Genomic DNA, 25,498 nt, shown 5'->3' with positions numbered 1-25,498 from the left:
GACGTCGTCGGGCGGTCAGCCTGACGCTCGGGCGGGATCGACGCAGGCGCGACAGCTCCCGCCCGAACGTGCTGACGACGAGGTCAGGGACGCCCGAGCGCCCTGTAGGCCCATCCTGCCGAGCGCCAGCGGACGGGGTCGAGCGCGTTGCGGCCGTCGAGGATCGTCTTGGTCGCGACGAGGCCGGCGAGGTCGTCGGGCTCGAGGTCCCGGTACTCGGCCCACTCGGTCAGCAGCAGCACGGAGTCCGCACCTGCGACAGCCTCGGCGACGGTCTCCACATAGGTGAGCTCGGGGTGACGGCGACGGGCGTTCGCGATCCCCTGCGGGTCGGTGACCACCACGTGCGCGCCCTGACGGGCGAGCCCGGCGGCGACGTCGAGCGCCGGAGAGTCACGGACGTCGTCGCTGTTCGGCTTGAAGGTCGTCCCGAGGACCGCGATGCGCTTGTCCCGGATCGTGCCCTCGTTGACCTCGCGCGCCAGGTCGATCATGCGTGTGCGGCGGCGGGAGTTGATCGCGTCGACCTCCCGGAGGAACCCGACGGCCTGGTCGGCCCCGAGCTCCCCTGCACGTGCCATGAAGGCACGGATGTCCTTCGGCAGGCACCCACCCCCGAAGCCGAGCCCGGCGTTGAGGAACCTGCGGCCGATCCGCTCGTCGTGGCCGAGCGCGTCGGCGAGCTGGGTGACGTCGGCCCCGGTCTCCTCGCACACCTCGGCCATGGCGTTGATGAAGGAGATCTTCGTGGCGAGGAACGAGTTGGCAGCCACCTTGACGAGCTCGGCGGTCGCGTAGTCCGTGACGATGCGCGGGGTCCCGGTCGCGAGAGCCTCGGCGTACACGGCATCCATCAGACCGGTGGCCGTCTCCCCGTCGGTCCCCGAGGGCACGCCGTAGACGAAGCGGTCTGGGGTGAGGGTGTCCTTGACCGCGAAACCCTCGCGGAGGAACTCTGGGTTCCAGGCGAGCATCGCACCGGGCACCGCCGTGGAGACCGTGGCCGCGAGCCTGGCGGCAGTTCCGACGGGGACCGTCGACTTGCCGACGACGAGGTCGCCGGCCGACAGGTGCGGGACGAGCGCGTCGACCGAGGCGTCGACATACGTGAGGTCGGCCGCGTACTCGCCCGGCTTCTGCGGTGTACCCACGCACACGAAGTGGACCTGAGATCCCGCGGCGTCCGCGATGTCGGTGCTGAACCGCAGCCGCCCCGAGGCCATGGCCTCGGTCAGCACCTCGGGGAGCCCGGGCTCGTAGAACGGTGCCTCGCCGCGAGAGAGCGCAGCGACCTTCTCCGCGTCGACGTCGATCCCGACGACCTCGTGGCCCAGCGCCGCCATGCACGCTGCATGGACAGCACCGAGGTATCCGCACCCGATGACAGAAAGACGCACGTTGACTCCTCAGAAGAAAACTGGTTGACACAACCTACCGAACTCGGAGCTGCGCCCGGAGACGAGCCGTCGCCGAGGGGTCACGGGAGCGCCGTGCAGCCTGGGTCCGGATCGTCGTGCCGGTACCCGCAAGACGCCCAGTCGGTAACCTTGGTCCACCATGACAGACAGCCCCCTCGCTCAGCACCCGGGCCCGCAGGCCTCGGACCCCGTCCTCGTCGTCTGCGTCGTCTACAACCCCGGCGACGAGCTGCGCGACTTCGGGAGGTCCCTCGCGATGGCGTCACGGCGTCAGGTCGAGCTCGTGGTGGTCAACAACGGCGAGCCCTCGACCGTCGCGGACGAGGTCGCCGCGAGCCTGGGTGGACGCGTGGTCTCCGCAGGGGGGAACGTCGGCTACGGGGCGGCCGCCAACGCCGGAGCACGCACCCTGCGCACCCCCTGGCTGGTCGTCGCGAACCCGGACCTCGTGTGGGAGCCCGGGTCCCTCGACGTCCTGCTCGACGCCGGAGAGAGCACCCCGACGGCTGGTTCGCTGGGACCGTGCCTGCTCAACACCGACGGCACCGTCTACGCCTCGGCCCGCGCGATCCCCTCGCTGCGCCAGGGGGCTGGGCACGCGGTCTTCGGCAAGGTCTGGCCGGCCAACCCGTGGTCCCGCGACTACCACCGGGCCCAGGCCGACACGACGACAGACCGACGACCCGCAGGCTGGTTGTCCGGCGCGTGCCTGCTGCTGCGGCGCGCCGCCTTCGACGCAGTCGGCGGCTTCGACGAGTCCTACTTCATGTTCTTCGAAGACCTCGACCTGGGCGAGCGGCTCCGTGACGCCGGCTGGCTCAACCTCTACGTCCCTCAGGCCCGCGTCACCCACGTCCAGGGAGTCTCCTGGAAGGCCAAGCCGGAGCCGATGATCCGGGCGCACCACGCGAGCGCCCGGCAGTATCTGCTCCGCCGCTACGACGCGTGGTACCAGGCGCCGGTCCGTCTCGCCGTGCGGCTCGGGCTCACGGCCCGCCAGACCCTCGAGGTGCAGCAGGCCCGCCGCGGGTCCTGACCCACCCCGGACCCGCCCACCGAGAGGGCGAGAGCCGCCCGACCTTAGGCTTTCTCGCAGGCCGTAAGGCACACTGGTGGACTATGCGCGGAATTATTCTTGCCGGCGGGTCCGGCACCCGACTCCACCCGATCACGCTCGGCATCAGCAAGCAGCTGGTCCCGGTCTACGACAAGCCGATGATCTACTACCCCTTGTCGACGCTCATCGCGGCCGGCATCCGGGACGTGCTCATCATCACGACGCCGCACGACGCGGAGCAGTTCCACAGGCTGCTCGGTGACGGCAGCCAGTTCGGCATCTCGATCGAGTACACCGTGCAGGCCGAGCCCAACGGGCTCGCGCAGGCCTTCGTGCTCGGGGCCGACTTCATCGGCACGGACAGCTCGGCGCTCGTCCTCGGCGACAACATCTTCTACGGGCAGGGCCTCGGCTCGCAGCTCTCGCGGTTCCAGGACATCGACGGCGGCGCGGTCTTCGCCTACCGCGTGGCGGACCCGACCTCCTACGGTGTCGTGGAGTTCGACGAGTCTGGCAAGGCGCTCTCCCTCGAGGAGAAGCCGACCGAGCCGAAGAGCAACTTCGCCGTCCCCGGTCTGTACTTCTACGACAACGACGTGGTGCAGATCGCCAAGGACCTCGAGCCCTCGGCCCGCGGCGAGTACGAGATCACCGACGTGAACCGCGAGTACCTGCGCCAGGGTCGCCTCCAGGTCGAGGTCCTCCCCCGCGGCACGGCGTGGCTCGACACCGGGACCTTCGACTCGCTCGTCGAGGCCTCCGACTACGTCAAGACGATCGAGCACCGTCAGGGCCTCAAGGTCGGCGCCCCCGAAGAGCTCGCGTGGCGCCAGGGCTTCCTCTCGGACGACGAGCTCCGTGCTCGCGCCGAGACGCTCATCAAGTCGGGCTACGGCACCTACCTGCTGAGCCTCCTCGAGGGCTGAGCACGCAGCACCCGCAGCACAGGATGCAGAAGAGGTCCCGTCGACGTCGACGGGACCTCTTCTGCATGTGCCGACCGGCCGGCAGAGGGGCTCAGACCTGCTCGAGCACCGACGGTGCCGCCGCAGCCCAGCGCTCGGCCCAGTCGCCGATGGGCGCGACACCGATCGCGGTGAGGGCGTCGTGACCCAGGACCGAGTACGACGGTCGCGGAGCCGGGCGGACGAAGTCAGCACTGGTGGTCGCGAGGATCGCGTCCGGGTCGAGCCCGGCTGCGGCGACAGCCGCCTGCGCGAAGCCGCGCCACGACGTCTGACCCGTCGAGGTCCCGTGGTACGTGCCCGACGGCGCCTTCGCCTCGACGAGACGGATCACGAGGTCGGCGAGGTCGACGGTCCACGTCGGCTGCCCGACCTGGTCGTCGACGACGCTCAGGGTGTCGCGCCCCGAGAGCAGCTTGACCATCGTCTTGGGGAAGCACGCGCCTCGGGCGCCGTAGAGCCAGGCGGTCCGCACGACGAGGTAGTCGTCGGTCTCGGCGCGCACGGCCCACTCGCCGGCACCCTTGGTGCGGCCGTAGGCGGACTTCGGGGCCGTCGGGGCGTCCTCCGCGTACGGCTCGGTCGCGTTGCCCGCGAACACGTAGTCGGTCGAGATCTGCACGAGCCGGGCACCGGCGGCGCGCGCCGCACGAGCGAGGTTCGCCGGGCCCACGGCGTTGACCGTGAAGGCTGCCGCCTCCTGCGTCTCGGCGTCGTCGACGGCGGTCCACGCCGCGCAGTTCACGACGACGTCGTAGCCGACGAGACCTCGTGTCGCGCTGTCGAGGTCCGTGATGTCGAGGGTGTCGCGGTCCGACCCGTCGACGGTGTGCCCGCGCTCTCTGAGTGCCGACACGAGATCCTGACCGAGCATGCCGTTCGCTCCCACTACCAACCAGCGCACAGAAGTCCTCATCCGTAGTCCCGCACCGTGGGGACCCACGGTGAACTCAGGCAACTCTATCCGGGGGCTAGGATGCCCGGGGTCGCCGAGCGCCGGAAACCGGGCGCGCCGAGCGGCCGTCAACTTAGGGGGCTGAGTCTGTGCTGTCTCGAGCTGTTCGTCCTGCGTCTGCCGGCGTCGTCGGAGCAGGGGTGGTGGTCCTGCTCCGCACCGTCGGTCTGCTCGAGGGCTATCTGGCTGTCGGGGTGCTGATCGTCTCGCTCCTGCTCCTCCCGACGTCGACGGTGCTGTCGAGACGCATCCTGCTCTCCCTGTCGATACTGGTGGGTTCGTCACCGTTGCTCTGGCTGGTCTCCGTGCCGACAGCAGGGCTGGGCCGGTCAGTCGTGGGGACCGCTCTCGTGGTCGGTGGCCTGGCAGCCTGGGTAGCCGCCGACCCGCCTGCGAGGGTCCGTCGAATCGTGCCGACGTTGCGCGTCGTCGACGTCGTGCCGCTGATCGCCGCTGCTGGCGCCATCTTCCTCGCAGCACCGTGGCTGCGGGTCTCCGGGCCGTCGAGCGCGCTGAGCCTGCTCCAGGGCGGGTGGGACAACTCAGCCCACTACTCCATGGTCCACATGATCCGACAGCTGGGCCGCACCTACGACGGGGCGACGCCACCTCCAGGCGCGGAGAGCCTGAAGTTCGCCGACTACCCGCAGGGGATGCATGCCTTCGTCGCGACCCTCGTCGAGCTGATGGCCGGCGAGGTGCCAGGGAGCACCGGGTCGGAGATCGTCGCCTTCGACCGGGCGCTCGGGATCGTCGTGGTCGTCGCCGTCGTGCTGTCGGCCGCCGCGGTCTGCTCGCTGCCACGCCTGCGCCGGTCTCCATCGGTCGCCCTCGTCACCACGGCAGTCGTGGTCACCGTCCTCGCGCTGGGGCCAGGCGCTGCGCTGGTCTCCGCAGGGTTCTTCAACTTCTACCTCGCGCTGGCGCTCTGCACAGCGGCCGTCGTCGTCGCGACGACCATGCCGAGGATCGTCATGCCGCTCCACCTGGGTGCGCTCCTGGCCACCCTCGTGGGTGTGACGTACGGGTGGGCGGTCCTGCTCGCCCTCGCCCTGCCAGCCGCGCTCGTCGTCCTCGTACCGTTGCGCCGTTCCCGTCTGCGCGCCTCGCGTCGGCAGTGGGTGGTCTCGGCCGTCATGGTCGCGGTGGCACTGGCTGCTGCGGGTCGCGCCGCCTCGGTCCTGAGCACGCTCGACGCGACGGACGTCCTCGTGATCGATGGCGGGATCTCGCCGGTGTCCCTGTCCTTCGTGACCGTGGCGACTGCCCTCGCAGTCGTCGGCTGCCTGCTGTGGGCCTGGCTACCCGGCTCGGCTCGCTGGTGGGCCAGGCGGGAGGGATGGCTGGTGTCTGTCCCCCTCAGCGGCGCCGCTGTGGCGATCGCTGTGGCACTGCTCCAGCTGAGCGCCGCAGACCACCTCTCGTACTACTTCTGGAAGTTCGCCTACGGTCTGCTGGTGGTGAGCGTCATGGTGGCTTCTGTGGCCTTCGCACACGTCGTCGCGTCCACCTACCAGGTCCGGACCGACGGGTCTGGTGCCCCAGCTGCCAGCCGCCGGCGGCGCACCGTCCTGGGGGTGGTGCTCGCGGGGGCGGTCACGCAGTCTTTCGGACTCACCCCGGTGGGGACCACCCTGGGCGGCGAGATCGACACCGCACCTGGAATCCAGGTCCGCGCAGACCTCGAACGGAGCGCCGCTGGCGACCAGCCGGCGCTCGAGGCTCTGGTCGCCGCAGCGGAGTCGTCGCAGTCGCGCGAGGGACGTCAGATCGCGCTCCTGCCACTCGGGGCAGAACGTGTCCACCCGATGTCGGCTGCCCAGTGGTCCCTCGCCCTCACGGGGAGGTGGACCGTCGAGGCGAATGCCGCCGTGTCCCCCCTCGGAAGCCTTGACGGCACCCACCGCTCCACGGCTGCGGTGATCTCCGCCGTGCTGGCGGCCGACCCGACGACCGAGATCGTCACCGACCCCGGCACGCTCGCCGGATACCTGGAGAGCCAGCCCGGTGGTGACTTCGCCAGTAGGATCAGGACCTGGTAGAGGCGCGCACCACCAGCGCCCCCGACGTACTGAGGAGAATCCTGTGGAGTATCGCGAGCTGTCCGTCCCCGGGGCGTGGGAGATCACGCCGAAGCAGTTCGGAGACCCGCGAGGCGTGTTCCTCGAGTGGTTCAAGGCGGAGAAGTTCGAGGAGGCCCTCGGCCACCCGCTCGACCTCCAGCAGGCGAACCTGTCGGTCTCGTCTGCGGGCGTGCTGCGCGGGATCCACTTCGCCGACACCCCGCCAGGACAGGCGAAGTACGTCACCTGCCCCAAGGGCGCCGTGCTCGACGTGGTCGTCGACATCCGGGTCGGCTCGCCGACCTTCGGTCAGTGGGACTCGGTCCTGCTCGACGACACCGACCGCCGCGCGATCTACCTCGGCGAGGGCCTCGGCCACGCCTTCATGGCGCTCGAGGACGACTCGACGGTCATGTACCTGTGCTCGACCGGCTACTCCCCCGGGCGTGAGCACGGGATCCACCCGCTCGACACCGAGGTCGGGATCGACTGGCCGACGACCGCGCGCGACGGCTCCCCGCTCACCCCGCTGCTCTCCGACAAGGACCTCGCGGCCCCGACCCTCACCGAGGCACAGGCCCAGGGCCTGCTCCCGACGCTCGAGCAGGTCACCACGCACCTCGAGTCCCTCCGGACCCGCTGAGACGTCACGGACCCTCAGCTCGACCAGCACACCGAAGCGGCGCGAGACCCTCGGGGCTCGCGCCGCTTCAGACTGCGGGAGGAGGCCGAGCTCAGCGCCGGACCGCGGCCGCGTAGGTCCCGACGTGCACCTGAGCGGCAGCGGCCCAGGTGAACCCGCCTGCGCGGGCCACCGCAGCATCGGCCAGCCTCGCCCGCAGGTCGGCGTCGTCGAGGAGCGCCGCGAGCTCACGACCGATCGACGCGTCGTCCGTCCCGCAGTACGCGACGGCATCTCCGCCGACCTCGGGCAGAGACAGCTCGCGGGTCGTCAGCACCGGGCTGTGGCACGCCATCGCCTCCAGGACCGGCAGACCGAAGCCCTCACCGAGGCTCGGGTAGGCGACCACCACCGCACCGCCGAGGAAGGCCGGGAGGTCGTCGAGAGGCAGGAAGCCCGTGCGCCGCACCGTGAGGTGCTCGGGCACGGCCTCGACTGCCTCGTCGATCGCGTCGTCCCACCCCCGACCGCCAGCCAGCACCAGAGCCGGCGGACGAGGCCTGTCGGTCACGGCCTCGACCCAGCCCCGCACCAGAGCCGGGACGTTCTTGCGCGGCTCGAGCGTGCCCAGGAAGCCCACGTAGTCGAGGCCGCCGATGTCGAGAGTGGCGCGCACGCGGTCCTGCTCCTCGGCGCTCGTCGCGTGGAACCTCTCGTGGTCCACCCCGTGGTACGCCACGTCGAAGCGCTCGGGGTCAGCACCGACCAGGCGGACCACCTCGTCGCGGGTCGCCCGGGAGGGGACGACCAGGCGCGCCGCCCGCCGGCTGGCGAGACGGATCGCGGTGCGGAAGAAGACCGCCTTCGAGCGCAGGTGCAGCTCGGGGGTCGTGAAGAAGGTCGCGTCGTGGAGCGTGACGACCACGGGGACGCCTGCGAGCACCGGCAGCGTGTAGTGCGGGCTGTGCAGGACGTCGGGGCGCACCCGGCGCACCAGCGCGGGCAGGCCGACCTGCTCCCACAGCAGGCGGACAGGACGTCGTCCGACAGCCTTGGGGGCGCCGATGACCTCGGCTCCGGGTGCCAGCGACCTGTAGTGGCCGACGTCGCGAGCCTGCGTGACCAGGACGAGGTCCACGCCGGCACGCACCAGCTCGGGGACCAGCTCGTCGACGTAGCGGCCGACGCCTCCGCGGTCGGCGGGGACGGCCGTGGCATCCAGCAGGACGCGCATGCGAGCTCCTTCGTACGGGGTGACCCAGGGGTCTACTTCTGCGGGCTGACGTCCGACCAGGCTAGGCGACCCTCAGGCTGGCGATCGCATGCCGTCCAGACGGCTTTCACCCGAAGTTGTGAGGAGACTGCGCAGAAGGGCACAGATGCGTCACATCATCCAGAGGACTGGCCGCTAGAGTGGGTCAACGTGACTGGCGACCGACCCCCGAACCTGCTGATCGTGCTGCCCGCGTGGAACGAAGAAGAGGCGCTGCCCGGGGTCCTTCGTGAGCTCCACGAGGCACTCCCGACGGCCGACCTCCTGGTCGTCAACGACGGGTCGACCGACCGCACCTCGGCGGTAGCCCGCAGAGCAGGCGCGATGGTCGTCGACCTCCCGCTCAACCTCGGGGTCGGCGGGGCGATGCGCGCCGGGTACAAGTTCGCCGCCCGCAACGACTACGACATCGCGGTGCAGGTCGACGCAGACGGCCAGCACGCCCCCGCCGACGTGGCTCGGGTGGTCGGTGCGCTGGCCACGGAGCAGGCCGACGTGGTGATCGGGGCTCGCTTCGCCGGGACCGGGTCGTACGAGGTGGGCGGGCCCAGGCGATGGGCGATGAAGCTGCTCTCGCTCTCGCTCTCGAAGGTCGCCGGGACACGCCTGACCGATACGACGTCGGGCTTCAAGGCGTCAAACCGTCGGGCCATCACGCTCTTCGCGGCCGACTACCCGGCGGAGTACCTCGGTGACACCATCGAGTCTCTCGTCATCGCCTCTCGTGCGGGACTGACGATCCGGCAGGTCGGCGTCGAGATGCGACCTCGGCAGGGTGGGACGCCGTCTCACAACCCGGCGAAGGCAGCCCTGTTCCTCGGGCGTGCGGTCCTCGCCCTCGTCATCGCGCTGTCCCGACCCGCCGCGACCGCGGCAGGAGAGAAGTCATGAGCGGCTACTACTTCGCGTGGGCGTGCTGCCTCGCCCTCGTCGTCTTCCTCGTGGTGCTCCTGAGACGCCGACGACTCCGCGAGAAGTACGCGCTCACCTGGATCGTCGTCGCGCTCGGCGTGTGCGTGCTGGGTGCGTTCCCCGGGGTGATCGAGAACATCGCGACCGCTGTCGGCGTCGTCACCCCGAGCAACCTGCTCTTCGCGATGGCACTCATCCTGCTGCTGGCCGTCTGCATCCAGCTGAGCGTCGAGATCACGGGCCTCGAAGAGGAGACGCGGACCCTCGCCGAAGAGCTTGCCCTCCTACGGTTCGACGTCGAGACCCTCCAGGGCTCGAACGCCCCTGAGGGCACCTCGACCGCACCCGACGGCGCAACCACCACGCCCGACGGCCCGACCGGGAGCTCCGGCGGCTCACGGCGGGGCGCATGACCACCTCAACGCCACGCCGCGACACCTCGATGCTCTCCGTGGCTGTCGGCCTCGGGATCTTCGGGCTCGCCAACTTCGCCTTCCTGGGCCTCGCAGGGCGTGACCTCACGCCAGCCGGCAGCGCACCCGTCGCGGTCGCCTGGACCATCCTCAATGCTGTCGGCATCGGCCTCTTCCAGCCCCTCGAGCAGGAGACCAGCCGCCGGCTGTCGGCCGCTCGGGCCCAGGGCCTCGCGGGAGCCAACCTGCGGTCCATGGTCCGGTACACCACCTTGGCCACGGCTCTCGTGCTCGTCATCGGGCTCCTCAGCCTCCCCTGGCTCGGCGACCTGCTCTTCTCAGGGGCTGACGAGCTCGTGCTCGTCACCGTCCTCGGGCTGCTCAGCCAGGCCCTCGCATACTTCGCGCGCGGGCTGCTCTCGGGCCAGGGACGCTTCACGTCCTACGGTGCACAGCTCGCCGTCGACGGCGTCCTGCGGATCGCCGGGGCTGCCGCGCTGTTCCTCACCGGGGCCGGGACACGGTTCTCCTACGGGCTCGTGCTCGTCGTCGTCCCGGTCCTCGCCACTGTGCTCACAGTCCCCGTCAGCCGGCTCGTAGCCACCTGGAGAGACCGTGACGGAGCACCGTCACCGACGCCCATGGCACCCCTGGTCGCCAGCTCCAGCTCGAGCCAGATCCTCGCGAACTTCGGTCCCCTCGCCATGGCCGCCCTGGCCACAGCCTCGCAGCAGGACCTCAGCGGACGCTTCGTCGCCGCAGTGACGATCGCGCGGATCCCGCTCTTCGTCTTCGCCGCCGTCCAGGCGGTCTTCCTCCCGGCGCTGGCGGCGCACGCTGCGCAGGACGCCGCAGCGAGCTTCGGCCGCGCGGTCCGCCGCGCGCTGCTGCTGACCGTCGCGCTCGGTGCCGCCGGTGTAGCCGGCGTCGCGCTGCTCGGTCATCTGCTCATGGAGCTGGTGTACGGGCCAGACTTCGCGGTGCCCACCTCGGTCCTCGTGCTCATCGCCGTCTCTGCAGCCCTGTTCATGCTCGCGCAGGTGTTCGCGCAGGCGCTGCTCGCACTCGACCTGGAGCGTCTGTCGACCGTCGCCTGGACTGTCGGCGTCGTCGTCTCGGTCCTCACCCTGCTCCTCCCCTGGGAGCTCGCGACCCGTGTCTCGACCGCGCTGTGCACAGGAGCCGGGGCCGCCCTCGTGCTGCTCGTCCTCGCCCTGCTGACCAGCACCCGGCGGTGGCACGCGCAGCTCGCGTCGGCCGTGCCCGAGAGCGCCCCTGCGGCGAGCAGCACCACAGCACCCGACGCACCGACCCTGGACGACGCGCCCCACCCGGTCAGCGCTGTCCCCGACGATCCCGAGGCACACCCATGACCGACACGCCCGTGAGCGCCGTGATGCTCGCCTACGGCGCCGAGCCCTACCTGCGCGAGGCGGTCGACGCAGTCCTCGCCTCGGCCGGTGTCGAGGTCGAGCTCGTCCTCGTCGACAACGGGGCGTCCCGGGAGTCCATGGCTCGTGTCCCCGACGACCCACGCCTGACCGTGGTGAGGCCAGGCACCAACCTCGGTTTCGCCGGGGGGATGAACCTCGCTGTCAGCCGCACCTCGCACCCGGTCGTCGTGCTCGTGAACTCCGACGCGCTCGTCGAGACCGACGCCCTGTCGGTGCTCGCCCGACATCTCGAGGACCCCCAGGTCGGCATCGCCGGGGCCACGATCCTGCTCGCCGACGAGCCGGAGACCCTCAACTCCGCCGGCAACCCGCTCCACGTCCTCGGCCTGAGCTGGGCCGGAGACATGGGGCACCCCGCCTCCGAGGTGGACGCGGTCCGCGAGGTCGCCTCGGCGAGCGGCGCCTGCATGGCGCTGCGCCGCGAGCACTGGGACACCCTGGGTGGCTTCCCTGCAGAGTTCTTCGCCTACGTCGAGGACATGGAGCTCAGCTGGCGCACGTGGCAGCACGGGCTGAGGGTCGAGGTGCTCCCGGACGCCCGCGCCGTGCACCACTATGAGTTCTCCCGCAGCCCGCTGAAGATGTACCTCGTCGAGCGCAACAGGCTCCTGCTGCTGCTCACGGTCCACGAGCGACGCACCCTCGCGCTGCTCGCCCTCCCGCTGCTCGCCTTCGAGGCCGCGATCCTCGTCGTGTCCGTGGCGCAGGGCTGGGGCCGCCAGAAGCTCCGCGGCTGGCGCTGGGTCCTGACCCACCTGCGCTGGGTCCGGGCCCGCCGCCGTCTCGTCCAGAGCACCCGCAGCGTCGAGGACGCGTCGCTCGTGCGGCTCCTCACCGACACCTTCGACCCCGCTCAGACCCCCTTGCCCCCCGCAGCGGCTCCCCTGGAGTCGCTGCTGCGCACCTACTGGCGCACCGTCCGCCGCCTGATCCGCCCGAGAGGCCGAGCATGACCCACACAGCCACCGACCTCACGAACGAACGCATGACCCCTCGCTGGGTCGAGCGGATCGTCACCGGGCGCGAGACGTCGACGCGCCGCGTGTTCTGGACGACCTTCGTCGCGCTCGCGCTCGTCAGCGGGATCTGGGCATTGTCGAACCCGCTCATGGCGTCGGTCGACGAGCCTGCGCACGTCATCAAGGCTGTAGCGACCGTGGAGGGCGCCGAGAACACCCGGACAGGTGGCAGCGCCGACGGTATCGGCAAGGTCGAGATCCCTCACCTCTACTACCAGCTGAGCCGGTACCCCAACTGCTTCGCCTTCCAGCCCTGGGTGTCGGTGGCGTGCCAACCCTCGCTCGCGGGGGACATCGACGCCGTCGCGACGGTCCCGACCTCCGCGATCAACTACAACCCGCTCTACTACGCGGTCGTCGGCTGGCCTGCGCTGCTGCCGGACGGGGAGCACACCGTCTACCTCATGCGCATCGTCAACGCGCTCGTCGCCTCGGCGCTCGTCGCGGCGGCAGCCGCGATCGTCTCGACCTTCCCCGCACGACGGTGGATCGGGCTGGCGCTGCTCCTCGTGCTCACCCCCACGCTCGTCAACCTGCTGGGATCGGTCAACCCGCAGTCCTTCGAGGTCGGCGGAGCGATCCTGCTGTGGGTGAGCCTCCTCGCTCTCCTGAGACATCCCGACCCTCGGTATCAGACCAGCCGGCTGGTAGCCGTCGTGGCTGCCACGGTCCCGCTCGCCAATGCGCGGAGTCTCGGCCCGCTCATGGTCGTCGTGATCCTCGCCCTGTGCATCCTCAGCGCGCCGTGGGAGCGGACCGTCGACCTGCTCCGGGACCGCAGATCATGGGTGGCGCTCGGACTGAGCGTCGCTGCCTGCGCAGCATCTGTGCTGTGGACGCTCACCCAGGACGCCCTGCCTGAGGGAGCGAGCCACGGGACCGCCCTCATCGACACCGTCAAGGGGACTCTCGGCCTCACGAGCGCCTACGTCCAGCAGATCTTCGTGGCGCTGGGTTGGCTCGACGTGCCCGCTCCGCAATGGGTGGTCTTCTCCTTCATCGCCTGCCTCGGCGCCGTGGTGATCATCGCGTGGGCTGCGGGCCGCACCCGGGACCGGCTCGTGACAGCGGCGGCGGCCGCAGTGGTCTTCGCTCTCCCGCTCGCGAGCCACATCACCCAGGCCGACAAGATCGGGTTCTTCTGGCAGGGACGTTATGCCTTCCCGATCGCCTTCGGCGTGGTCCTGCTGTCCGGGTTCGCCCTCGCCCACCGCGAACGGGTCATCCCGTCGTGGCTGACCACGAACATCGTCACGACCGTCGCGCTCGCCTTCGCGTCGCTCCAGGTGGTCATGTTCTACGGGATGCTCCGCCGGTACGCGAACGGCGAGACGGGCGGGTGGATCTTGCGGAGCCAGCTGCCGTGGCTGCCGCTGCCAGGGATCGTGGTGACCGCGTTGTACGCCGCGGCGTGGGTGGGGCTGGTCGTCGTGGTGCTCAGGTCGACCACGACACCGGTCGAGCCGGCTGCAGGGGCAGACTCTCTGGCGGAGGACCCGGTCGCCTCGTCCTGACCCTGTCGAGAGACGCTGGTCGCGTGGCGGCGAACCGCCACGCGACCAGCCCGCAGACCAGGTGCGGTCAGGTGACAGTCACTGCGCGGCACGCGATCTTCGGGTTCGTCCCGCCGTTGTTGATCGCGAAGACGCAGACGGTCCGAGCACCCCGAGCCGCTGGGATCACGGCGTCGTAGCCGTGGTCGTCCCCCAGGCCGTAGATCCGACCGACGTCAGGACGAGACCCCGAGGCCAGCAGCCCGCGGACGACCACGCCGTCGACGGTCACGTGGACCATGATCGGGTCACGTGTGTCGGGGTCGAGCGCCCAGCCACCGATGCGGAAGGCTCCCGAGGTCCCGGTCACGCTGTCGACCCGGCCGACGGGTGTCGCGTTCACCACCGACACCGAGGCGCACCCGATGGTGGGGTTGGACCCCTGCGGCAGATTGATGCCGAACACGCACACCTGATGGGCTCCGGCGGACGCCCTGAGGGTGGTCGAGTATCCGTGAGCATCTCCCAGACCGTAGATCCGGCCGACATCGGTCCGGGTGTTCTCAGCACGGACGCTCTTCGAGAACACACCGTCGACGTAGACGTGCACGTCGATGGATGCCGAGGTGTCAGGGTCGAGCGCCCAGCCCACGACGGAGATCTCCCCGGGCGACGGCGAGCTGACGGTGTCGACGCGCCCGATGGGGACCGGGTTGGTCACCACGACCTCCCGGCACCCGACCTGGGCGTTGGAACCCGCTCCGACGTTGATGCCGAACACGCAGACGGTGTGCCGGCCGGCCGAGGCGCTCACGGTCCCTGTGTAGCCGTGCGCCGGACCAGCCTGCCCGGGAGCCGACGCCTGGACGTCGGGGCGGGGCTGGTTGGCGTTCAGAGCAGTCGTCGGCTTCCCGTCGACGTAGACGTGCACCATGATCGGTGAGGTCGAGTCCGGGTCGCGAGCCCAGCCCTTGACCGTGATCGACGTCGAGGCAGCCGTCACGCTCTCGAGGACCCCCGTCGGGCTCGACGCCGTCGCCGTGACGGTGCGACAGCTTGCTGAGACATCTCCCCCTCCACCGATGTTGACGTAGCGCAGGCAGACCACGTGGCGCCCGGCGGACACCGCGACGTTCGCGTCGAACCCGTGGTTCCCCACGTCAGAGCGCGGGATCCCAGCCGGCACGGACGCGGCGAGCACGCCGTCGACGAACACCCTGACCGTGACGGCCGCCGAGGTGTTGCTCGGGTCTCGGACCCAGCCCGCGACGCGCACCGAGTTGCCTCCTCCTGTCGCCTTGTCCCAGCCGCCGACCGGGGACTCCGCGATCACCGGGTTGGCCAGCGCCGCGACGCGGTTACGGATGTCTCCGAAGGCGGCATAGAGGAACTTCCCGGGGCAGCTCGTGAGCTGGGCGTCCCGATGGCCGAACACCGTGTTGAAGGTGACCGGGGTGCCCGCGGGGTACTTCGACGCCCCACCGCCCGAGACGAGCGTCACAGCGGTGTTGCCGTTGGCCCGGTGCTGGGCCAGCTTCCAGGCGATGACCCTGCTGAGCGACTCGTTGAGAGCTGCGCTCGGGACCGCCTCCTCGTAGTTGCCGATCGCGGCGACGCCGACGATCCGCGAGTTGAAGCCTCCGGTGTGCACGCCGACCACGGGAAGGTCGGTACCACCGCCGCGACCCTCGTAGACCGTGCCGAACTTGTCGACGAGGAAGTTGTAGCCGAGGTCGCACCAGCCGCGGCCACCCGCTGCCTCGGGGCGCATGTGGTACTCGGCGAAGCCACGGAGCAGACCCGGGACCTGGGCCTGCGTGTAGCTGTTCGTGGAGGCTGTGTGGTGGATGGCCGCTGCTCGGAGCTCCTGGCCGTAGTCCACCTGGCACACCGGAGCAGCCGCACCCCACTGGGCTCGGCTCACCATCGCGGGCATGGCGATCGAAGCCGCCGGCAGGGCGAGCGCGGAGACTGCCCCACCCCCACCGGCGGTCTCACCAGCATCGGTGTCAGAGCCGCTCGGGGTCGGTGCCGGAACCGGTGTCTCGGCGCCGGTGGGCGCCTCCGTAGGCTCCTCGGACTGACCCGGATCGCCCGGTTCCGGGCTCGGGGGACCTGTGGGATCGCTCGGGGTCGGGCTCTCCGTGGGAGCACTCGGGTCCGGTGTCGGCGACGGTGCCGGGGAGATCGGGTCCTGGTCTGCCGTCGGCGACGGTGTCGGTGCAGGCGCTGAGGTCCCGGTGTCGGTGGGCTCGCCCGAGCTCTGGCTCGCTCCTGTCCCGTCAGGACCGGCACCCGGGTCGATGAGCACGACCTTGACCCCGGAGGGTGCAACCGTGGACGAGGAGACGACCAGCTGCACGCCTGTGGAGTCGGGGACGAAGATCGGGTCCGTCGCGCCGCGGCTCGCCTGCGAGCCGTCGGCGGTCTCGGCGTACTCCTCGGTCGCCCCCACCCAGCCCCAGTCGGTCCATGCTCCGCCTTGGAAGGTCCGGTACTGCACGACCACGTCCTCGAGGGCGCTGTCGAGGTCCCAGGTGATCCCCATGACGCTGAAGGGCTCGGCCGACATCTTCTCGGTGATGATCTCCGGCGCGACCTCGTCCGGGAGCGCACCGAGAGGGTTCTCGACCTCCAGGCCGGGCTCGGTCTCGGGGTCGGCTGTGGCCGGGACGCTCTCCGCGGAGGTCGCGTCGACGTCGACGAGCTCTGACTCGGCAGCAGCGTCGACACCGGAGAGATCGATCTCTGTCGTCTCGACCGGCGTGTCGGCCCCACCGGCAGGGGCCGTGGCGAGCGCGGGTACCGCCTGAGCCGCGGGCGCCACCGTCGTCGACAGGTCGGCGGCAGCCGCAGCCGAGGACGCGACCGCAGGCACGCTGACCAGCGAGAGCGCCGCAGCCAGAGCGACCATGGAGCGGCGCCGCGCTAATGAGACCCGAGAACCTGCCGATGTGTACATCTGGTCATGCTATCTACGGAAGCGTCCTCGGAGTCGACACACGACCTTCACCTCCGACGCGCGCATCGCCACCGTTGCTACTGTCCAAGCACCCCACCCCCGTACGTCTTGAGGATCATGCGCCGCCGTAGAACAGCACTCGTCATCTCGCTCTCCGTGATCCTCCTGGTCGGGATCGCCACCGGCGTCGCGGCCCTGGCAGGGTGGGGGCCCTTCGACCACGGCACGCCCCGGCCGGTCCCCTCGCCGACGATCTCGGCGACGTCCCCGGCACCCGAGGCGACAAGCACCATGCAGCCTCCGGCGCCGAGCGAGGAACCCTCGGAAGCCGCGACGGAGACTGCGCCCGCGGAGCCGGTCGGTCCCTCCCCAGAGCCGACGGACGACCCCACCCCGCCCGCAGGGACCGACACCGCCACCGTGCTCATCACCTACGCCTCGTGGGAGGACACGAGCTCGAGCGTCGAGGTCGGCGCCTACGCGGCCCTCGTCGAGCCCGCAGCCACCTGCACCCTCACGCTCACGCAGGGCTCCGAGACGAGGTCCCAGACGATCGACGCGCTCACCGACGTGAGCACGATGAGCTGCGGCGGGTTCCAGGTCGCGCGGTCTGAGCTCGCCCCGGGCACCTGGACCGCCGTCGTGACCTACAGCTCGGCGACGTCCGCCGGGACCTCGGCACCGGTCGAGGTGACCGTCCCGTGAGCGCGCCTCGCGCCGTCCGAGGCGGCACCGGACTCATCGCCCGTGTCCTCGTGGTCGCCGTCTTCCTCGGCCTGCTCAGCGCCGTCCAGGTCGTGTCGACCGCGCCGCCAGCCTCGGCCGCACCCGTCACCGACTTCAAGGCGGGCAACATCATCAGCGACGCCGTCATGCGCGACTCGTCGACCATGAGCGCCGCAGCCGTCCAGACCTTCCTCGATGCACGCGGCTCGGGCTGCAAGCCTGCGTCGGGGAGCATCTGCGTCAAGGACTACCGGGAGAGCACGCCGAGCCGGTCAGCCGACGCGCTCTGCACCCGGGCGTACACCGGCGCGTCGAACGAGTCCGCTGCCACGATCATCGCGAAGGTCGCGACTGCTTGCGGCATCAACCCGCAGGTCCTCATCGTCACGCTCCAGAAGGAGCAGGGACTCATCACCGCGACCGCGGGCAAGACCCCACGCACGTACGCGCGCGCCCTCGGTTTCGGCTGCCCGGACAACGTGGGCGGCTGGTGCGACCCCCAGTACGCCGGCTTCGCCAACCAGGTGTACTCGGCAGCCAAGCAGCTCCGACGCTACGAGTCGAACCCGAACGGCTACTCCTACAGGGCCGGGCGGACGAACACCGTCCTCTGGCACCCCAACGCCTCCTGCGGGACGACCCAGGTCTACATCGAGAACCAGGCTACGGCGAGCCTGTACAACTACACGCCGTACGCTCCCAACGCCGCAGCTCTCGCCGCCGGATACGGGTCCGGCGACGCCTGCTCCTCCTACGGGAACCGCAACTTCCACCTCTACTTCCAGTCATGGTTCGGTGGACCGACCAACCAGCTCCCGATCGGACGTGTCGAGTCCGTCACCTCCCAGGTCGGCAGCGGCACGATCCGGGTCCAGGGGTGGGCCCTCGACCCTGACACCACGGCCTCTGTCAACGTCCACGTCTACCTCGACGGGAAGGTCGTGACCGGCACGCTCGCCGGCATGGCGCGTCCTGACGTCGACAAGGCCTACGGCAAGGGCGCCGCTCACGGGTACGACCTCTCGATCTCGGCGACCAGCGGCCCGCACACCGTCTGCGTGTACGCGATCGACTCCACAGGCGGGCCGAACCCGGCGATCGGCTGCTCGACAGTCCAGGTCACAGGGAACCAAGCCCCCAAGGGCGAGGTCGAAGACGTCACCTCGACCTCGAGCACCATCCGGATCCGCGGCTGGGCTCTCGACCCGGACACGACGGCGTCCATCAACGTGCACGTCTACGTCGACGGGAAGCTCGCCACAGGCGCCACGGCCTCCGGCCTGCGGCCCGACATCGGCCGGCTGCACGGCCTGGGGGACGCGCACGGGTACGACATCACGGTCCCGGCAGCGGGGGGCAGGCGCTCGGTCTGCGTCTTCGCGATCAACGCGACCCCGGGGACCAACCCCACCCTGGGGTGCCGCACGGTCACGGTGACGAACCAGCCGCCCACGGGTGCCTTCGACAGCGCTACCCCGTCGCCCGGCTCGGTCCGTCTGCGTGGCTGGGCTCTCGACCCTGACACCTCGGCGTCGATCGCGATCCACGTCTACGTCGACGGAAAGCTCGTCACCGGCGCGTCGGCCTCGAGCCACCGTGCCGACATCGGCAGGATCTTCGGGCTCGGCGAGTCCCACGGTTTCGACGTGACGATCCCTGCCTCGAACGGGACCCAGACAGTCTGCGTCTTCGCGATCAACGCCACGCCCGGGACGAACCCTCGCCTGGGGTGCAAGACGGTCACCGTCATCAACAACCCCCCACGCGCTGCCTTCGACGGAGCGACGTCTCCGGCCCCAGGGACCGTGGCCGTCCGAGGGTGGGCCTTCGACCCCGACGTCGAGAGCCCGATCCAGGTCCATGCCTACGTGGACGGTCGGCTCGCCGGTGGGCTGACCGCCAGCACCCCTCGACCTGACGTCGCCCGGGTGCACGGGGTCGGCGAGAACCACGGCTTCGACACGACGCTGTCCGTCACGGCCGGCAAGCACTCGGTCTGCCTCTTCGCCATCAACGTCCCGTCCGGCAGCAACCCCAGCCTGGGGTGCAAAGAGGTGGACGTCGCCAACACGGTCACGACCGGGGCCGTCGACACGGTCACGACGACCGCGTCAGCCACCGGGACGCCGACCGCGCCCGCGACGCGCAGCACGCTGACGGCGACCGGCTGGGCGTGGGACTTCGACACCACGACACCCGTGGCGGTCGAGCTCCTCGTCGACGACGTGGTGGTGGCGTCAGGACAGGCAGCACTCCGGCGGACCGACGTCGCGGCCGGGCGGCAGGATGTCGGGTACACCTTCACCGTGGCCGCGCCCCCGGGGGCGCACACTGTCTGCGTCCGGGCATCAGACTCTCCAGCAGCCGCTCCCGTGGTGCTGGGCTGCCAGGACGTCTCCGTCCCGAACACCCCGGCACGCGGAGCCTTCGACTCGGCCACGGTCCTGCCGTCCGGCGCCGGTATCCGCGTCGGGGGCTGGGCGATGGACGTCGACACCTCTGCCTCGATCCCCGTCCACGTCTGGATGGACGGCGCACTGGTCGCGAACGGCTCCGCGTCCGGGAACCGGCCCGATGTCCACACCGCCTTCGGCAACGGAGCAGCTCGAGGGTACGACCTCACCTTCCCGGCGGTCAGCGGTCAGCACCAGGTCTGCGTCTACGCGATCGGGTGGCCCATCGGGACGGGGAACCCGTCGCTCGGGTGCCGGACCGTCACGGTCCCTTGACGTCGGCGCTCGAGGAGAGCCGGCGTCGGTCGACTAGGATGGCTCGGGCTCCTGGACCCTGCAGCCGCGTCCACGTGCCCGCCCGCCTCCCCGTCTGCCGAAGTGAGCCGCATGCGACCGCTCTTGCCTGTCGAGCACCCGTCCCGCCCGCCGTGGGTGGCCGTCGGGTCCCATGAGGACCGCGTGACGGCTGGGGTACGACCGTGATCCTCAGCTTCGGGACCTACGAGGCGGCGCGGCACCCTCGGGTGGGGATCCTGGTCGACGGTCTGCGCTCGCACGGGGTCGACGTCTCTGAGGTCAACCACCCGATCGGTCTGTCCACCTCGGAACGCGTCCGGATGCTCCAGCAGCCGTGGCGGCTCCCTCTCCTGCTCGTCCGGCTGCTGCGCGCGTGGACCCGGCTGTGGATCGGTTCGAGACCATTCCGCCGCCGAGGGTCACGCCCCGAGGCGGTCCTGGTCGGATACATGGGCCACTTCGACGTGATCCTGGCGCGCCTCCTGTTCCCCTCGGTGCCGATCGTCCTCGACCACCTGCTCTTCGCCGCCGACACCGCTCGGGACCGTGGGTCGGCGGGCGCGAAAGTGCGGCTTCTCAGCCTGCTCGACAGGCTCGCCCTGGCCTGTGCCTCGGTCGCGGTCGTCGACACCGAGGAGCACCGGCAGATGCTGCCTGTCCCCGGCCGAGGCGTCGTGGTACCGGTCGGCGCCCGGCAGGAGTGGTTCGAGGCGGCTGCCGCCACGACACCAGCCGCGGAGCGACGTCCCGGAGCCCTGAGCGTCGTCTTCTTCGGACTCTTCACCCCGCTCCAGGGGACGACCGTGATCGCCGAGGCCGTCCGAGACGTCCTGGCCACACACCCCGGCGTCCACGTGACCATGATCGGCGACGGCCAGGACGCGCAGGCCGCTCGCACCGTGCTCGCCGACCTCTCGGCCGTGACGTGGCAGACCTGGGTCGCCCCTGAGGACCTCCCCGAGGTGGTCGCCGCGCACGACGTGTGCCTCGGCATCTTCGCCGACTCACCGAAGGGACGGCGGGTCGTCCCGAACAAGGTCTACGAGGGGCTCGCCGCAGGGTGCGCCGTGATCACGAGCGACACGCCCCCTCAGCGCCGGACCGTCGCCGACCTCGCCGTGCTCGTGCCGCCCCGCGACCCCGCAGCTCTCGCCGAGCAGCTACGCCGGTTCGCAGACGACCACGAGCTCCTCGAGCAGCGCCGAGAGCTCACCCGACGGGGGTCCCAGCGGTTCGCCGCGAAGGCCGTCGTAGGACCGCTGCTCGACGTTCTGGGGCTCTCGACCTCAGGTGCATCAGCATGAGGCGGCTCGCGAGCGCCCTGAGATCACCTGTGACCCGGTGGGTCTTCCTCGGGATCGCCGTGGCTCTCGCCGTCTACGCGGTGTGGGTGAACTGGGACTCCCTGGTCCAGGCCGCGCAGGACATCTCACCCGGCACGATCCTCGCTGCTGCCGCAGCGTCCGTGCTGTACGTCTGGCTGACGCTCCTCTCCTGGCGCCGCGTGCTCACGGATCTCGGCTCGCCGCTGTCCCTGCGTGCAGCCACATCGGTCTTCGGGGTGAGCCAGATCGGGAAGTACGTCCCCGGCGGCGTCTGGAACATCGTCGCGGCGGCGGAGATCGGGGCCGACCATCAGATCCCCCGCCGACGGTCGGTCACCGCGATGACCGTCGCAGTGCTCGTCTCACTGGTCTCCGGCGCGGTGGTGGGGTGCGTGGGTCTGCTCGTCGCGCCACCGGGAGCCCTCGGGTCGTGGCGCTGGGTCCTGTGGTGCGCTCCGGTCCTGGCCCTCCTGCTGGTCCCCCGGATCATGAACCGGCTCATCGCCACGGTCTTCTCGATCACCCGTCGGGAGCCGCTCGAGCACCCGCTCACCCGAGGTGGCCTCGCGGCATCTGTCGGCTGGGCCCTCGCTGCGTGGGTAGTCGCCGGCCTCCAGGTGTGGCTGCTCGCGACAGGCCTCGACATGCCCGTCACGCCGCGGACCTTCGCGCTCGCCGTCGGCGGGTACGCGCTGGCGTGGATCGTCGGGTTCCTCGTCATCCTGGTGCCCGCAGGGGCCGGCGCTCGCGAGGCCGTCCTGCTGGTGGTCCTCGGCGGGGCACTGTCCTCCGGGTCGGTCCTGCTGGTCGTGCTCGTCAGCCGGGCTCTGCTGACGGTCGTCGACCTCGGGATCGCAGCCGTAGGGATCGCGCTCCAGCGCAGCCGCCGAGACTCCGTGCAGCCCCCGCCAGCCGGCCTCGGCTGACAGCTGCCGCCTACACTTGACCCCGCTCCTCGCACCCATTCCCCGTGCACGAGCCCACCGACAACGAGGAGCGTCCCTGACGTGCTGACACCGATCGCCGAGTCGCCCGAGGAGACCCGACCTCGGACGGCCAGGTCCTGGTCTTCACGCCTCGACCCTCGTCGCGTCCGATGGGACCTCGTCACCTGGCTCCTCGTCGCCACGACAGCGGTGGGCTCGATCCTCCGCCTGGCCGGGCTGTCCTGGGGACTCCCGCTCACGCTCCACGCGGACGAGTGGGTCGTCGTGGACGGTGCGATCGACATGGCGTCGAGGAACTCCTTCGAACCGGGGTACTTCTTCCGGCCCGACCACCTCGAGATGCAGCTCAGCTACATCGCGTACCAGGCTTACTCCCACCTCCTGCACGGCGTGAGCCCGGAGGTCCAGTTCGCGCAGGACGAGGCGACCTTCTACCTCATCTCGCGGTCGATCACGGCACTGTTCGGAATCGGCATGATCGTCGTCGCTGCGCTGATCGGCCGACGGTTCAGCCGTGTGGTCGGCCTCCTGAGCGCGATGGCGGTGGCCTTCTTCCCGCCGTTCGTGGAGAACTCGCACTTCGCCACCCCCGACGTCCCGCTGACCTTCGCCTGCATGGTCGTGATCCTCGGCTGCATCCGGTATCTCGAGTCCCGCGGCTGGCCCGACCTCCTGCTGGCATGCCTCGGGGTGGCGCTCGCCTTCACGATCAAGTACCCGGGCGCCGCGAGCGCGCTGATGATCGCTCTCGTCGTCGTGGTCACGGCTGTGATCGACAGACGCTGGTCGCGAGTGATCACCCACGGGGCCGGTGCGATCGCCGCCGTCGTGCTGATGATCTTCCTCGTCTCTCCGGTGCTGTTCACGAACATCGACGCTGTGCTCGAGCAGGTCCGAGGTCAGAACTCGACAGGGCACCTGGGCGCCGACGGGCTCGGCTGGTCCGGGAACCTGGTCTTCTATGCTCAGGACTTCGCGTCCGAGGCTGGGCTGCTGGTCGTCGTGCTGGCGGCTGCTGGGGCTGCCTGGGCCGTCCGTGACCGCATGCTGGCTGCACTGCCGCTCATGACCGGTGCGATCCTCTGGGTGGTCCTCAGCAGCCTCGAGCTCCACTGGGACCGCTGGGGCCTCCCCATGTACCTGACGCCGCTGCTCCTCGCGCCGATCGGGCTCACGAGGTCCTGGGTTGCCTTGCGGGAGAGGTTCCCGACCGCGCGCCTGGTGCCCGTCGGCGCAGCCGTCGTCTCTGGGTTGGCGCTCCTGAACCTGGTCGTGGCGTCGACGGCGACCACCGCCCGGTTCTTGGCGACTGACACCCGCACGGAGTCCCTCGACTTCTCGACCGACAACGGCTTCTCCATTGACAACAGCATCGTGGAGGGATACACGCCGCTCTCCCCTGGAGTTCCGCGCCTCTTCTTCGACAAGTTCTCGGTCGCTGACGGCGAGATCCGGGTCGCCGAGACCGGCGACGGTGCCACCGCACCGACTGTGGTGATGTCCAGCAGCGGGATGTCGGCCCGGTTCCAGGCAGAAGCGAAGTACGTCGACCAGCAGACTGTCTACAGGCTCCTCGACGAGCAGTTCCCCGTCCTCCAGCGGTGGACGAGCACACCCGAGCCGGAGGCGACCGCTCTCGAGCCGCTCAGCATCGTGCGGCACGTCGACTATCTCGGGTCGATGCTCCGCGGAGGGCTCGTGGGCCCCGACATCACGATCTACTCGGTGCCGGACGACCGCCGCTAGCGGTCATCACCCGGTCGCTCGTCTCTAGGGCCTCATCCGACGCCCGAGCACCGTGTAGGCCAACCGGCGCTGCAGCGCGAGGAGCCTGGCCCTGGCGTTGCCGAGCTTCACGTCGCCCGGGGAGATCAGGTCCGGCACGAGGTCCCGGGCTGATGAGTGGAAGGCCGCCGCAGCGTCTGCCTGCTCGCGCATCAGGCGGACCGACCACTGCTGAGCACTCACCCTGAAGGATGCGAGAGACTCCGGCAGCGCGATCATGTCACCCTGGACGAGCACAGGAGCATAGCTGCCTGCGTCGAGGTAGTAGCCCAGGTCCTGCCAGCCACCGGCCGCCTCGAGGGCAGACCGGCGCATGAGCACACAGGCAGGCTCGCCGAACAGGTTCCCCCCGGAGCGGACCGTGGCGCGCAGCGCCACCCGGCCGTCGACGACGCCCGAGAGCCCTCCGAGACCGCGCGCCCTGACGAAGACGTCCCCTCGGGCGTCGACGAGGTCGCGACGTGAGGCGACGAGGACGACGTCCTGGGATCGTGCCCCGAGCGCGTCGACTGCCGCGAGCTGGCGCTCGAGCATGTCCGGGTAGATCAGGTCGTCGCCGCAGACCAGCTTGACGAACTCTCCCTGTGCGAGCCGGGTGACCCGGTTCCAGTTCGCGGGGGCCCCCCCACCGGTGGGCGTGCGGACCATGCGGAGGCGGGAGTCAGCGGCGAACTGCTCGACGGCCTCCCACGTGCCGTCCGTCGAGGAGTGGTCCGCGACGATGAGCTCGAAGTCGGTGAACGTCTGCGCCAAGATGGATCGGAGAGTCTCGGCGACGAAGTCAGCGTTGTTGTAGGTGGGGACCACGACCGAGACGCGCGGGCTCATGACGCACCGTCCTGTCGGGTCTGACGCGCCACAGGTCCGGCCGTCGGAGCCATGCCTGCGTCCCCTGCCGACGCAGCAGGGACGGTCCTGCGGAACGAGAAGTCCCTGTGCAGGAAGTACGTCCCGAGAGCGAGCACCGCGGTGACGAGCAGCTGGGCGGGGATCTTCGGCACTCCGAGAACCTCCACGACCAGGGGCAGCAGGACGAGGTTGAGCCCGAGCGAGGTGAGACTGACGCTGACGAACCTCACGAGGTCGAGCAACACCCTCCCCCGCACCCGGAAGACGAGATAGCGCTGCATGACGAAGGAGCAGAGGACGGACGCGGCATGCGCGCAGACCAGGCTGAGGATGTAGTCGAAGCGCCCGATCTCGATCCGCTCGAAGAAGAGCTGGAACGCGATGAACCACGCCGTCCCGAGCACCGTGTTGAACCCGCCGACGAGGACGAAGGCGACGCGCTGGTCGCGGACCCACCGGGACAACGGTCCGGGGTCTCGCACTGTCTCGTCCACGTCCTGCACCGGCCTC

General features: G+C 70.3%; 20 protein-coding genes. 14 read left to right on the top strand and 6 right to left on the bottom strand.

Features of this window, described 5'->3' with window-relative positions; translation table 11 throughout:
- Window positions 1-83 precede the first annotated feature (83 nt).
- Window positions 84-1,397: a UDP-glucose dehydrogenase family protein gene (locus tag SANBI_RS04440; protein WP_319159340.1), complete on the bottom strand. Its 1,314-nt coding sequence runs from the start codon at window positions 1,395-1,397 to the stop codon at window positions 84-86.
- A 160-nt stretch (window positions 1,398-1,557) separates the two neighbouring features.
- On the opposite strand from SANBI_RS04440, the gene SANBI_RS04435 reads away from it, so the two are divergent.
- Together SANBI_RS04435 and rfbA are read left to right on the top strand one after the other, a co-directional pair.
- Entirely contained in the window at window positions 1,558-2,454 is an 897-nt protein-coding gene (locus SANBI_RS04435) for a glycosyltransferase family 2 protein (RefSeq protein ID WP_319159338.1), read from the top strand.
- Between the two features lie 83 nt (window positions 2,455-2,537).
- Window positions 2,538-3,401 carry a glucose-1-phosphate thymidylyltransferase RfbA gene (gene rfbA / locus SANBI_RS04430; protein ID WP_319159336.1) on the top strand — a complete coding sequence of 288 codons (864 nt, stop codon included), beginning with the start codon at window positions 2,538-2,540 and terminating at the stop codon, window positions 3,399-3,401.
- A gap of 91 nt (window positions 3,402-3,492) precedes the next feature.
- Here the strand turns inward: rfbA and rfbD are convergent, their stop codons facing one another.
- Window positions 3,493-4,344 carry a dTDP-4-dehydrorhamnose reductase gene (gene rfbD / locus SANBI_RS04425; RefSeq protein WP_319159334.1) on the bottom strand — a complete coding sequence of 284 codons (852 nt, stop codon included), beginning with the start codon at window positions 4,342-4,344 and terminating at the stop codon, window positions 3,493-3,495.
- 194 nt (window positions 4,345-4,538) lie between these two features.
- On the opposite strand from rfbD, the gene SANBI_RS04420 reads away from it, so the two are divergent.
- Window positions 4,539-6,437 (top strand): hypothetical protein, encoded by a 1,899-nt coding sequence (locus SANBI_RS04420; RefSeq protein ID WP_319159332.1) that lies wholly within the window; start codon window positions 4,539-4,541, stop codon window positions 6,435-6,437.
- Between the two features lie 43 nt (window positions 6,438-6,480).
- Window positions 6,481-7,101 (top strand): dTDP-4-dehydrorhamnose 3,5-epimerase, encoded by a 621-nt coding sequence (rfbC, locus tag SANBI_RS04415; RefSeq protein ID WP_319159330.1) that lies wholly within the window; start codon window positions 6,481-6,483, stop codon window positions 7,099-7,101.
- Between the two features lie 91 nt (window positions 7,102-7,192).
- Here the strand turns inward: rfbC and SANBI_RS04410 are convergent, their stop codons facing one another.
- A complete protein-coding gene (locus SANBI_RS04410; RefSeq protein ID WP_319159328.1) occupies window positions 7,193-8,314 on the bottom strand; it encodes a glycosyltransferase family 4 protein in 1,122 nt (373 codons plus the stop codon).
- Between the two features lie 189 nt (window positions 8,315-8,503).
- On the opposite strand from SANBI_RS04410, the gene SANBI_RS04405 reads away from it, so the two are divergent.
- From SANBI_RS04405 to SANBI_RS04385, 5 genes are read left to right on the top strand one after another with little or no spacing between them, the layout of a single operon-like run.
- On the top strand, window positions 8,504-9,244 hold the full coding sequence (locus SANBI_RS04405) for a glycosyltransferase family 2 protein (RefSeq protein ID WP_319159326.1): 741 nt from the start codon (window positions 8,504-8,506) through the stop codon (window positions 9,242-9,244).
- The gene (locus SANBI_RS04400) at window positions 9,241-9,678 is read left to right on the top strand and encodes a DUF2304 domain-containing protein (protein ID WP_319159324.1); all 438 of its coding nucleotides are present in this window, start codon (window positions 9,241-9,243) and stop codon (window positions 9,676-9,678) included. Before SANBI_RS04405 ends, SANBI_RS04400 begins: the two co-directional genes overlap by 4 nt.
- Window positions 9,675-11,051 (top strand): lipopolysaccharide biosynthesis protein, encoded by a 1,377-nt coding sequence (locus tag SANBI_RS04395; RefSeq protein ID WP_319159322.1) that lies wholly within the window; start codon window positions 9,675-9,677, stop codon window positions 11,049-11,051. The genes SANBI_RS04400 and SANBI_RS04395 overlap by 4 nt, the downstream gene beginning before the upstream one ends.
- Window positions 11,048-12,085, top strand: a complete 1,038-nt coding sequence (locus SANBI_RS04390) for a glycosyltransferase family 2 protein (protein WP_319159319.1) — start codon at window positions 11,048-11,050, stop codon at window positions 12,083-12,085. The genes SANBI_RS04395 and SANBI_RS04390 overlap by 4 nt, the downstream gene beginning before the upstream one ends.
- Window positions 12,082-13,665, top strand: a complete 1,584-nt coding sequence (locus SANBI_RS04385; RefSeq protein WP_319159317.1) for a DUF2142 domain-containing protein — start codon at window positions 12,082-12,084, stop codon at window positions 13,663-13,665. The genes SANBI_RS04390 and SANBI_RS04385 overlap by 4 nt, the downstream gene beginning before the upstream one ends.
- Before the next feature lie 67 nt (window positions 13,666-13,732).
- Here the strand turns inward: SANBI_RS04385 and SANBI_RS04380 are convergent, their stop codons facing one another.
- Window positions 13,733-16,558, bottom strand: a complete 2,826-nt coding sequence (locus SANBI_RS04380; RefSeq protein ID WP_319159315.1) for an N-acetylmuramoyl-L-alanine amidase — start codon at window positions 16,556-16,558, stop codon at window positions 13,733-13,735.
- A gap of 165 nt (window positions 16,559-16,723) precedes the next feature.
- Here SANBI_RS04380 and SANBI_RS04375 point away from each other — a divergent pair, with 165 nt between their 5' ends.
- The 5 genes from SANBI_RS04375 to SANBI_RS04355 all read left to right on the top strand — a co-directional run bounded on the left by SANBI_RS04375 (window position 16,724) and on the right by SANBI_RS04355 (window position 24,100).
- Window positions 16,724-17,311 (top strand): hypothetical protein, encoded by a 588-nt coding sequence (locus SANBI_RS04375; protein ID WP_319159313.1) that lies wholly within the window; start codon window positions 16,724-16,726, stop codon window positions 17,309-17,311.
- Window positions 17,308-20,061 (top strand): hypothetical protein, encoded by a 2,754-nt coding sequence (locus SANBI_RS04370; RefSeq protein ID WP_319159310.1) that lies wholly within the window; start codon window positions 17,308-17,310, stop codon window positions 20,059-20,061. The genes SANBI_RS04375 and SANBI_RS04370 overlap by 4 nt, the downstream gene beginning before the upstream one ends.
- Before the next feature lie 203 nt (window positions 20,062-20,264).
- Complete coding sequence (locus SANBI_RS04365) at window positions 20,265-21,386, top strand: glycosyltransferase (RefSeq protein WP_319159308.1); 1,122 nt, start codon at window positions 20,265-20,267, stop codon at window positions 21,384-21,386.
- Window positions 21,383-22,333, top strand: coding sequence for a lysylphosphatidylglycerol synthase domain-containing protein (locus SANBI_RS04360; RefSeq protein ID WP_319159306.1), 951 nt, complete (start codon window positions 21,383-21,385; stop codon window positions 22,331-22,333). The genes SANBI_RS04365 and SANBI_RS04360 overlap by 4 nt, the downstream gene beginning before the upstream one ends.
- 81 nt (window positions 22,334-22,414) lie before the next feature.
- Window positions 22,415-24,100 (top strand): ArnT family glycosyltransferase, encoded by a 1,686-nt coding sequence (locus SANBI_RS04355; protein WP_319159304.1) that lies wholly within the window; start codon window positions 22,415-22,417, stop codon window positions 24,098-24,100.
- A gap of 24 nt (window positions 24,101-24,124) precedes the next feature.
- On the opposite strand, the gene SANBI_RS04350 is transcribed toward SANBI_RS04355, so the two are convergent.
- Both SANBI_RS04350 and SANBI_RS04345 read right to left on the bottom strand, forming a co-directional pair.
- A complete protein-coding gene (locus SANBI_RS04350; RefSeq protein ID WP_319159302.1) occupies window positions 24,125-24,967 on the bottom strand; it encodes a glycosyltransferase family 2 protein in 843 nt (280 codons plus the stop codon).
- Window positions 24,964-25,482, bottom strand: a complete 519-nt coding sequence (locus SANBI_RS04345; protein ID WP_319159300.1) for a GtrA family protein — start codon at window positions 25,480-25,482, stop codon at window positions 24,964-24,966. The genes SANBI_RS04350 and SANBI_RS04345 overlap by 4 nt, the downstream gene beginning before the upstream one ends.
- Window positions 25,483-25,498 lie beyond the last annotated feature (16 nt).

This window comes from Sanguibacter biliveldensis (genome assembly GCF_033798665.1).
Lineage (GTDB): Bacteria > Actinomycetota > Actinomycetes > Actinomycetales > Cellulomonadaceae > Sanguibacter > Sanguibacter inulinus.
This window is presented reverse-complemented; position numbering and strand designations above follow the sequence as displayed.

Excerpts from the sequence above, each read along its gene's own strand:
- SANBI_RS04435 (WP_319159338.1), top strand. The coding sequence starts at position 1,558 with ATGACAGACAGCCCCCTCGCTCAGCACCCGGGCCCGCAGGCCTCGGAC.
- rfbA (WP_319159336.1), top strand. The coding sequence starts at position 2,538 with ATGCGCGGAATTATTCTTGCCGGCGGGTCCGGCACCCGACTCCACCCG.
- SANBI_RS04410 (WP_319159328.1), bottom strand. The coding sequence starts at position 8,314 with ATGCGCGTCCTGCTGGATGCCACGGCCGTCCCCGCCGACCGCGGAGGC.
- SANBI_RS04400 (WP_319159324.1), top strand. The coding sequence starts at position 9,241 with ATGAGCGGCTACTACTTCGCGTGGGCGTGCTGCCTCGCCCTCGTCGTC.
- SANBI_RS04395 (WP_319159322.1), top strand. The coding sequence starts at position 9,675 with ATGACCACCTCAACGCCACGCCGCGACACCTCGATGCTCTCCGTGGCT.
- SANBI_RS04390 (WP_319159319.1), top strand. The coding sequence starts at position 11,048 with ATGACCGACACGCCCGTGAGCGCCGTGATGCTCGCCTACGGCGCCGAG.
- SANBI_RS04385 (WP_319159317.1), top strand. The coding sequence starts at position 12,082 with ATGACCCACACAGCCACCGACCTCACGAACGAACGCATGACCCCTCGC.
- SANBI_RS04380 (WP_319159315.1), bottom strand. The coding sequence starts at position 16,558 with ATGGTCGCTCTGGCTGCGGCGCTCTCGCTGGTCAGCGTGCCTGCGGTC.
- SANBI_RS04375 (WP_319159313.1), top strand. The coding sequence starts at position 16,724 with ATGCGCCGCCGTAGAACAGCACTCGTCATCTCGCTCTCCGTGATCCTC.
- SANBI_RS04360 (WP_319159306.1), top strand. The coding sequence starts at position 21,383 with ATGAGGCGGCTCGCGAGCGCCCTGAGATCACCTGTGACCCGGTGGGTC.
- SANBI_RS04350 (WP_319159302.1), bottom strand. The coding sequence starts at position 24,967 with ATGAGCCCGCGCGTCTCGGTCGTGGTCCCCACCTACAACAACGCTGAC.